This is a genomic window from Pseudobacteriovorax antillogorgiicola, from assembly GCF_900177345.1.
GTDB classification, from domain to species: domain Bacteria; phylum Bdellovibrionota_B; class Oligoflexia; order Oligoflexales; family Oligoflexaceae; genus Pseudobacteriovorax; species Pseudobacteriovorax antillogorgiicola.
Window position 1 is genome coordinate 173,443 of record NZ_FWZT01000017.1, and the last position, 8,964, is coordinate 182,406.

Below are 8,964 nucleotides of genomic sequence, written 5' to 3' on the forward strand. Positions count from 1 at the left end.
ATTCATCGTGCATCATCATTCAGTAACACGACCTGTTCACGATGGCATCATCGTGCTTGATTACGGCTCACAGTACACACTCCTCATCGCAAGGCGTTTGCGCGAGATCGGCCTCTACGCCGAGATCGTTGATGGTAGCAAAGAGCAGCCACCTGAAGATTTCACCTTTCACGGAGTCATTCTCTCTGGAGGCCCTGATTCGGTAACAGATGAGACCGCTCGCAAATTACCTCGTTGGGTTCTCGATAGCGGTAAACCCATTCTTGGAATTTGCTACGGGATGCAACTCCTAGCCCAAGAGTTTGGCGGCAAGCTACGAAGCGGCCACCAGAGGGAATACGGCAAGGCCACTCTCAACCTGGATGTCAGCCACGGTTGCTGGGCATCATCCATGCTCTCAAAACTACCAGAGTCACAAACCGTATGGATGAGCCACGGGGATGACGTTGAAAACCTCACCGAAGAATTTTCTATTATTGGCCGTACTGGAGACGGTGTGGTGGCTGCGGTTGCCCACAAAGAGAAGCCTTATATCGCCTTGCAGTTTCACCCGGAAGTTCAACACTCGGAATGCGGTAAAGAACTGCTCAGCCTTTTCGTTCAAGATGTCTGTAAGGCAAAACTAAACTGGCAAGCCGATGATGTGGTGGAAGCAACCCTAGACTACGTCAAAGAAACTGTCGCTGATGGTAAAGTTTTGATGGCTGTATCAGGTGGGGTAGATAGTACTGTGGCAGTGGCCTTGATGAGCCAGGCCCTGGGCAACGATCGTGTGACCGCCGTGTTTGTCGATCATGGACTACTACGCAAGAATGAAGCATCTTGGGTAAAAGAAAAAATAGAGTCCTTGGGTGTCAATCTTGTCGTTCTGAACCGGGCCCAAGAGTTTTACCAAGCACTAAGTGGCGTTTCTGACCCGGAGCAAAAACGTAAGATCATCGGACTCAAGTTCATCGAGGAGTTCGAAACCTACGCCAAAGCTAACGAGGGCTTCACCCATCTCGGCCAAGGCACTCTATACCCAGACGTGATCGAATCAGCAGGGCACGGCGCTGGCGCCAAGGTCATCAAAAGCCATCACAATGTAGGCGGCTTGCCTGAAAGGCTTCATATGGCCCTCGTAGAGCCTTTCCGCTACCTCTTTAAAGACGAGGTTCGCCTTGTTGGCCGCAAGGTTGGAATTTCTAATGAGCTGGTCGATCGCCATCCATTTCCTGGCCCAGGCTTGGCTGTTCGGATCCTCGGCGAGATCACGGCTGACAAAGTCGAGATTTTGCAGAATGCAGATCAGATTTTTATTGATAAACTTCGTGAAAAAGACCTGTATAAGGAAGTTTGGCAAGCATTTGCTGTGCTCCTCCCCGTCAAAACTGTTGGGGTTATGGGAGACAACCGCACCTACCAATGGACCTGTGCCCTACGCGCTGTCACAGCGACAGATGGCATGACCGCTGGGGTAGGGGACTTGCCGATGGAATTTCTGGTTTCTGTATCTGATGAAATTGTACGAAAGGTCGATGGCATCAACCGGGTCGTTTATGACATCACCACCAAGCCCCCGGCGACCATCGAATGGGAATAGATGAGCGAAGACAACCTCAACCCGCGTAAGCTTGTTCACCTCCACGTCCACTCGGAGTATTCGTTGCTGGACGGCGCCATCCGGATCTCGGATGCGATCAAAAAAGTCAAAAGTCAGGGCCACACGGCTCTGGCTCTCACCGATCACAGCAATATGTTTGGAGCTGTTGAGTTCTACGTCAAGTGTAAGGATGCAGGACTCAACCCCATTCTCGGGGCCGAGATCAATTGGGATGGGCTTCCAGAAAGCCAAGTGGTACGTAAGGCCACGGGAGACTCCCAAGCCGCCGCTTACCACCTAGTTCTACTCGCTAAATCAACAGAAGGTTACAAAAACCTATGCCGCGTGGTTTCCTCTGGCTACCTTCGGGAAAATCCAGGTGAGGTGTCGGTCGCTCCAGCTGAAAAGGTCCGGGACAATGCCGGTGATGTGATCGCCTTATCCAGCTGCCTCCATGGAGAGTTTGCCTACCTGGTCAATAGCCTCATGGAACTAAGCCCAAACCCCCTTGAAGAACTTAAGGCTCCTACAGAGCCCTGTGAGCCCGTTGTCACTGCGCTCAATGCCCATGTGCAGTTTATGAAAGAGGCTTTTGGCGACGACTATTACATCGAGTTGATCGATAATAATCTTGGCTTGCAAAGGAAAGTCATCCCCGTGCTGGTGGAGGTAGCCTATCACTATGGATTGCCCCTCGTAGCCACTGCTGATTCCCATTACCTAAATCCAGAGGACGATGAAGCTCACGCAGTACTCACCTCTGTAAAGAATGACTTAAAGCAGTCCCATATTGCTAAACGCAACAAGGCTGCTCAGTTTCACCTTTTTTCCAATGAGGAGATGGTGGACAAGTACGGTCGCTGGGCGGAAGCCTTAGATAACCAATCTAAGATTGCCGAGCAGTGTCACGTTGAGTTGACCTTTGGCAAATACTTTCTGCCTAAATTCGAAGTAGACGGCATCGATAACATCGATGATGCTCTCATACAGCTTTCCAAGGAAGGGCTTGAGGAGCGGCTGGTACACCTTCGCAAGCAATATGGCCCAGAGTTTGATGCCGAAGCGGAGAAAACCTACTGGGACCGCCTAGATTTTGAAATTGGCATCATCATCAAAATGGGTTTCCCTGGCTACTTCTTGATCGTCCAGGACTTTATCAACTGGGCTAAGGATCATGATATTCCTGTTGGCCCGGGCCGGGGATCGGGAGCAGGCTCCTTGATTGCCTATGCTTTGAAAATTACCGATCTGGACCCTTTGAAGTTCAATCTTATCTTCGAACGATTCTTGAATCCTGAGCGGGTTTCCATGCCTGACTTCGACGTCGATTTCTGCCAAGAGCGCCGCGACGAGGTGATTCAATACGTGACGCAGAAGTATGGTGCGGATAACGTGGCTCAGATCACCACCTTCGGAAAGATGAAAGCCAAGGCTGCCCTGCGAGATGTGGGCCGAGTCTTGGAGCTAGGTTACAGCAAGGTAGACCGCATCGCCAAGCTGATTCCCAACGAACTGGATATCACCTTAAAAGATGCTCTGGAGCGAGAGCCTCGCATCCAAGAGGAAGCCAAGAAAGATGAGATCATCGAAAAGATGGTCGACCTTGCACTCAAGCTAGAAGGCATGAGCCGCCACACCTCAGTTCACGCTGCCGGAGTTGTGATTTCCGAAGGGGGTATGGACAACTACGTTCCCGTCTATAAATCAGAAGACGGTGCTCTCATCACTCAATATGAGATGAAAAATGCGGAGAAGGTTGGACTCGTCAAGTTCGACTTTCTGGGTCTAAAAACCCTAACCGTGATTCAAAAAGCTGTGAAGCTTATCCAGAAGTCAAAAGACCCCAACTTCAATATTGAAACCATCGACATCGAGGCCAAGCCGGTTTACGACCTGATCTCAACCGCGGCATCCGTTGGTATATTCCAGCTTGAAAGTTCAGGAATGCAGGCTTTGTTAAGCAAGCTCAAGCCTTCACGCTTTGAAGATATTATCGCGGTTGTGGCCCTTTTCAGGCCGGGCCCCCTCGGCTCGGGGATGGTGGACGACTTTATCGAGCGTAAGCATGGTCGCCAGGAGATTGAGTATCTCCACCCTGCTCTTGAAACCATTCTTGACGACACCTACGGCATCATCCTGTACCAGGAGCAGGTGCAAAAGATCGCTGCATCACTGGCTTCCTACTCACTTGGCGAAGCTGACTTGCTCCGCCGCGCCATGGGTAAGAAAAAACCTGAAGAGATGGCCAAGCAAAAGGTTCGATTCTCGACGGGATGCCGGGAAAACAACGTCCCCGAAGAGATTGCTGAAGAGCTATTTGAACTGATGGCAAAATTTGCTGCCTACGGTTTTAACAAGTCTCACTCGGCAGCCTACGGACTGGTCAGTTACCAAACAGCCTACTTAAAGACCTTCTATCCTGAAGAGTTCATGGCAGCGATCATGACCTGCGACTTGGATAACACCGATAAGGTGATCCGCTACATTGAAGAATGTCGGCGGATGAAGTTTAAAATCTATCCACCGGATATTAATCGCAGCAAGCTCGAATTCGATGTCCCCGGCCCTAGATCTGTAGGCTATGGCCTGGAAGCAATCAAAGGGGTTGGTGGAGCATCGCTTGAGAAGATGGTCCGTGAACGGGATGAAAATGGCCCTTATAAGTCCCTAACGGATCTTGCCAAGCGCATCAACTTGCAAAAGGTTGGTAAAAAAACCTTGGAACTTCTAGCCGAAGCTGGTGCTTTCGATAGCTTCGGCTCTAGCCGTGATGCCATCAAAGCTGCTATCCCTGAAATGGTGAAGTTTTCTGAAAGCCACCACAGTAATGAGTCTACTGGCCAGGTATTGCTGTTTGCCGACGATGATGTTGAAGAAAACATGGTAGATCTGGCTAAATTTGAGGAAGATATCGCGCAGGCTGGCAGCTCTGAATCCAGGCTGGAGTGGCTCTTAAAAGAGAAGAAAAACTTGGGAGTATTCCTAAGCGGCCACCCCATGGACCTTTACCCAGAAGATGTCAAAAAATTTGGTCAGCTCCAGATCAAGGATATTCCTAAGCGCGTGGGTTCAAAAGATGTCAATATCGTGGCCTTTCTCACTGGAACTTCAGAGCGCCTCACCAAAACTAACAAGAAGATGGCCTATATCCACTTAGAAGACGAAACGGGATCTTGGGAAGGGGTGATGTTTGAAAAAGATCTCCCCGAGTTTTTCCCTGAGCCCAATACCGTGGTCGTTGCCAAAGTCAACGTTGCCAAAAGCTATGACGGCACTTCGATCTCTCTTAAGGTAGACTCATTGGCTCCATTGCAAGATGTTAGGCGAGAAGTCACCAAGCGGGTAGAGATCCAGATAGGAAGCCAAAAAGATTTGAATCCAACAGCTCTCAACCAGAAGAAAGCCACCATTGGCCGTCTTGGGACGTTGCTCGCCAGTCACCCCGGAAGAACACCCCTGATCGTCAATTTGAAATATGGACGGGTTCAAATCAAAATCAATCCTCAGATCGAAGGGGTCGACCTCTGCGATGACTTCTACCAGAGCATCAAAAACATGGGGACGGAGGATGTCCAACTGCAATACTTCTAGGCTCAGCTCCCTAGGAGTGATTTATGTCGAACTAGTAGCGAGCAATGAGAGTGTTTAAAATTACAGCTAAGAGGGTAATCGTCATCATTTTGGGGGCATTGCTCGCGATTCCCATCCTTCTTATGCCACCCGTCTGGCAACTTAAATCAGGGCCTGTGGATGTCACCCGCTGGCCAAAGACCGGGGAGCAAACCTTTTCTATCGGGCCTCAGTGGAAACATTGGGTCCCCATAAAGTCTGTTTCTTGGCATGTGCTTCACGCGATCATGGTCGCAGAAGACGCTCGATTCCTAGATCACATGGGCATCGACCCAACCGCTATCTACAATAGCTTGAAACTCAATCTAGAGAAGGGCAGATATGTAAGAGGAGCTTCAACCATCTCCCAGCAAGTTGTCAAGATGACCTTACTCAGTCCAGAAAAGACGCTGCTCCGCAAGTTTCGAGAAATCTTGGGTGCTCTCCTGATGGAGCAGCTCCTTAGTAAAGAAGAGATTCTAGAGTGGTACATCAATCTCACAGAATTTGGTGATGGAGTCTTTGGTATCAAGGATGCCGCCTTTCACTATTTCGACACCTCACCCGAACTTCTAACTATCCAGCAGGGAGCCAACCTAGCTCTCGTTTTGCCTAGCCCGAACGCTTGGTCTGTGGGACTCAGGTCTCGCAAGCTTACAGCCTTTGGTCATCGCCGCTATGCCCATATTATCGAGATGATGTTCCAGCAGGGGTTTATCAATGAGCCACTGAGAAAGGCTGCTTTGGCAACTGGCGACTTCGGGCGACCCATCGACCCGAACATGCCGGATGAAGGCGACGAACAAATACCTGCTGATGAAACTGAGGAGGCTCCATGAGCGATTCCTACGATCACGTGAAGATTCGCACAGCTAAGAGCTGGCAGGGAAAGCAACCCATCTATGTATTCCAGTCGTCCTTTTCTGGAATTAAAAGCGCCGATAACCCCATAAAAAAGTTCTTTGTCGTCATCGACTCAAGGCAGGATGTATTTGGGGTCCGCCTCACCGTTGATAAGCCAGAGTCCCTGGTTCCGCAAGGAGGGATGGTCAACCAGATGCGCAAGCACTGCAAAGGAGCGACCATTGGCGACATCCTAAAAGACGATAGTAACGGTAATCTGTGGATAGTGCTTTATAGTCAAGGCCAAGAGTGGTTCCTGCGCCTTGCTAAAAGCCGCCCACCTGAAATGGCTCTCGTCAATCCAGATGGTGAGATGGTCATGCGCATGGGAATGAAGGGAACCTTCACCAAGAAAAAGCCCTTAGAAGATCAAGTCCCTGGCCTTAATCCAAGCTTGATATCAATCAAAAACGAGATGATCGCCGATTTTCTGAAGCAGTTTGATGAGGAAGTCGAGGAGAACTCTGAGGATGACGATGACCTTGACGAAGAGGAGAACGATCTATCAAAGGAACAACGGGTTCTGCTACAAAAACTCAAGCGGAAGCTAAAAACTTATCGCAAAGCTGCTGAAAAGCAGCTTGGCAAGATACCCGAGCCTAAAGATATTGAAAACATGGACAAGCATGCTCACCTTCTGCAATCATTTGCCTATTTGGTAAAGGATGGTGACTTCCAGCTAGAGCTTCCGAAAGAGCTAAGCGGCCAAACTGAAGATATCGTCATTGAATTGGACACAGAGAAATCGGTGGGGGCCAATATTGAAAACTTTTTCGTTGGAGCTAAGAAGGCTCGAAAATCCCGCGAGATGGGGCTTAAGGTCGCCGAGAGCAATCGTAAAGACCTTGAGCAGCTCGAATCCGACCTAAAAATGCTTCAGGAGCCACTACCACTATCGGAAGTGGAGCTACTATTTGATAAGTACAAGCTGCCCCGTGTGCAAGCGTCTAACACCCAAGCCAAGGCCGCAGCAGTTGCCAAACCTTATCGTGTTTTTAAGTCATCTTCGGGGCATGACATCCTCGTGGGTAAAGGGCCGCGGGAAAACGACGAGCTAACTAAAAGCGCTAAGACCAATGACTATTGGATCCACACATCGGCGGTAGCTGGCTCTCATATTGTCGTACCAGCAGCCAAGGATATTCGCCAAGCTCTGCCCAGCCAGCTTCTCCGAGAAGCTGCGATTCTAGCTGTTCATTACTCCAAACTGCGCTCGGATATGGCCGGTGAAGTTTATGTGGCTCGCCGTTCTGAGATCAAAAAGCAGAAGGGGATGCCCCCCGGCCTTTGGAATGTGGAGCGATGCAAAACTTTGTTTTTTCGATATTCCCAGGAGGATCTGAAGCAGGTTCTCGACCGACTGCAATCCCAATGAACTGCATCACGTCAACAAACCATTGTGACATGGTTGATGGGGGACAGTCTATTAGTCTCTAACAAGTTGGCTATCCAGACAATACTGGCGCTAGCCCAGGGCCAGTTTCCGTGCTAATGGGTACAGGAGTCAAAATTGACCCCTAATTTAGCTAAATAAGGAATAGTTTCATGAAAAAGAAAGTAGCTGTAGTGGGTGCAACCGGAATCGCAGGCCAGCAATTTCTCACCGCCTTGGAAAATCACCCTTGGTTTGAAGTTGTAGCACTTGCTGGATCACCACGATCTGCCGGAAAAACCTACGAAGATGCCCTCAAAACCCCCTCTGGTCAGATCAACTGGTGGCAAAACGAGGCTATTCCTAAGAAATATAAACAGATGGTGGTTGAGCTAGCCACCGAACTTGATCCCAAGAAAGTCGACATCGTTTTTACCGCTGTAGAATCTGATGCAGCAAGAGAGTTAGAACCTCTTTATGCCAAGCATCGACCAACCATATCAACAGCCAGTGCCTTCCGGATGGAAGATGATGTGCCATTGCTGATCCCTGGAGTGAACACTAACCACGTGTCCTTGATCAAAAAGCAGCAAGCGAATCGTGACTGGCAAGGCTTTGTCATCCCCATCCCAAACTGCACGACCTACGGCTTAGCATGCTCGTTGGCGCCATTGCATAAGGCTTTTGGTGTTAAGGGTGTGGTGATGACCTCGATGCAAGCCACTTCAGGCGCTGGTCGTAACGGAGGAGTCCTGTCCCTTGATATGCTCGATAACCTTGTGCCGTATATTCCGAAGGAAGAGGAAAAGGTCGAAATCGAGACACAGAAGATCCTAGGAACTCTAGAAGAAGATCAGGTGAAGGACGCAGCCTTTGGTGTTAGCTGCACCTGTACACGGGTGCCCGTCACAGATGGCCACACGGAAACAGTTTTCGTTGCTACTGACAAGCCAGCTCCAGCAAGCGAGGTGGAAAAAGCGTTCCGTGAATACCAAACTGGACTGGAAGGATTGCCATCGGCACCAAAAGATTTTTACCTTGTCCACGACGATCCGTTTCACCCTCAGCCTCGTATCGATCGCGACAAAGATGGAGGTATGAGTACCCACATCGGCAGAATCCGTGATGATAAGGTGCTGAGTGGCACAAAGTATGTGCTGCTCTCTCACAACACAAAAGCCGGTGCAGCAAAAGGCGCGATCCTGATCGCAGAATACCTTTGCCATACTGGTGTTATCTAGCAATAGCGATCTGAAGCCACATCGGCTTCAGATCTTTCTTACCTAAACCTTACCCAAACACTTACTTCTATGTAGTCCTTTTGAGTTTATTCATTCCATCTTTCCTAACAAATTAGAATGATGAGACTCAACTCAAAGGGTTGGCTCGTATTTGGAGTCATCCGCTATGTGCCAGGGGAGTGTGAGACAAATCTGCCGATAGATTAGTATAATGTTTGCGCGGTAGTGAAAGGTCTCAAAATGACAAAGAATCAAGA

Annotated in this window: 5 protein-coding genes; all 5 read left to right on the forward strand. The window is 49.4% G+C overall.

The features are described 5' to 3' along the window. The first annotated feature begins 4 nt into the window (after positions 1 to 4). The 5 genes from guaA to asd all read left to right on the forward strand — a co-directional run bounded on the left by guaA (position 5) and on the right by asd (position 8,707). On the forward strand, positions 5 to 1,582 hold the full coding sequence (gene guaA / locus B9N89_RS20805) for a glutamine-hydrolyzing GMP synthase (protein ID WP_412535459.1): 1,578 nt from the start codon (positions 5 to 7) through the stop codon (positions 1,580 to 1,582). Beyond that, complete coding sequence (gene dnaE / locus B9N89_RS20810; RefSeq protein ID WP_132321922.1) at positions 1,583 to 5,173, forward strand: DNA polymerase III subunit alpha; 3,591 nt, start codon at positions 1,583 to 1,585, stop codon at positions 5,171 to 5,173. A gap of 44 nt (positions 5,174 to 5,217) precedes the next feature. Beyond that, positions 5,218 to 6,030 carry a biosynthetic peptidoglycan transglycosylase gene (locus tag B9N89_RS20815; RefSeq protein ID WP_132321920.1) on the forward strand — a complete coding sequence of 271 codons (813 nt, stop codon included), beginning with the start codon at positions 5,218 to 5,220 and terminating at the stop codon, positions 6,028 to 6,030. Beyond that, on the forward strand, positions 6,027 to 7,469 hold the full coding sequence (locus tag B9N89_RS20820) for an NFACT RNA binding domain-containing protein (protein WP_132321918.1): 1,443 nt from the start codon (positions 6,027 to 6,029) through the stop codon (positions 7,467 to 7,469). The genes B9N89_RS20815 and B9N89_RS20820 overlap by 4 nt, the downstream gene beginning before the upstream one ends. A 170-nt stretch (positions 7,470 to 7,639) precedes the next feature. Then, a complete protein-coding gene (gene asd / locus B9N89_RS20825; protein ID WP_132321916.1) occupies positions 7,640 to 8,707 on the forward strand; it encodes an aspartate-semialdehyde dehydrogenase in 1,068 nt (355 codons plus the stop codon). The last annotated feature ends 257 nt before the right edge of the window (positions 8,708 to 8,964 follow it).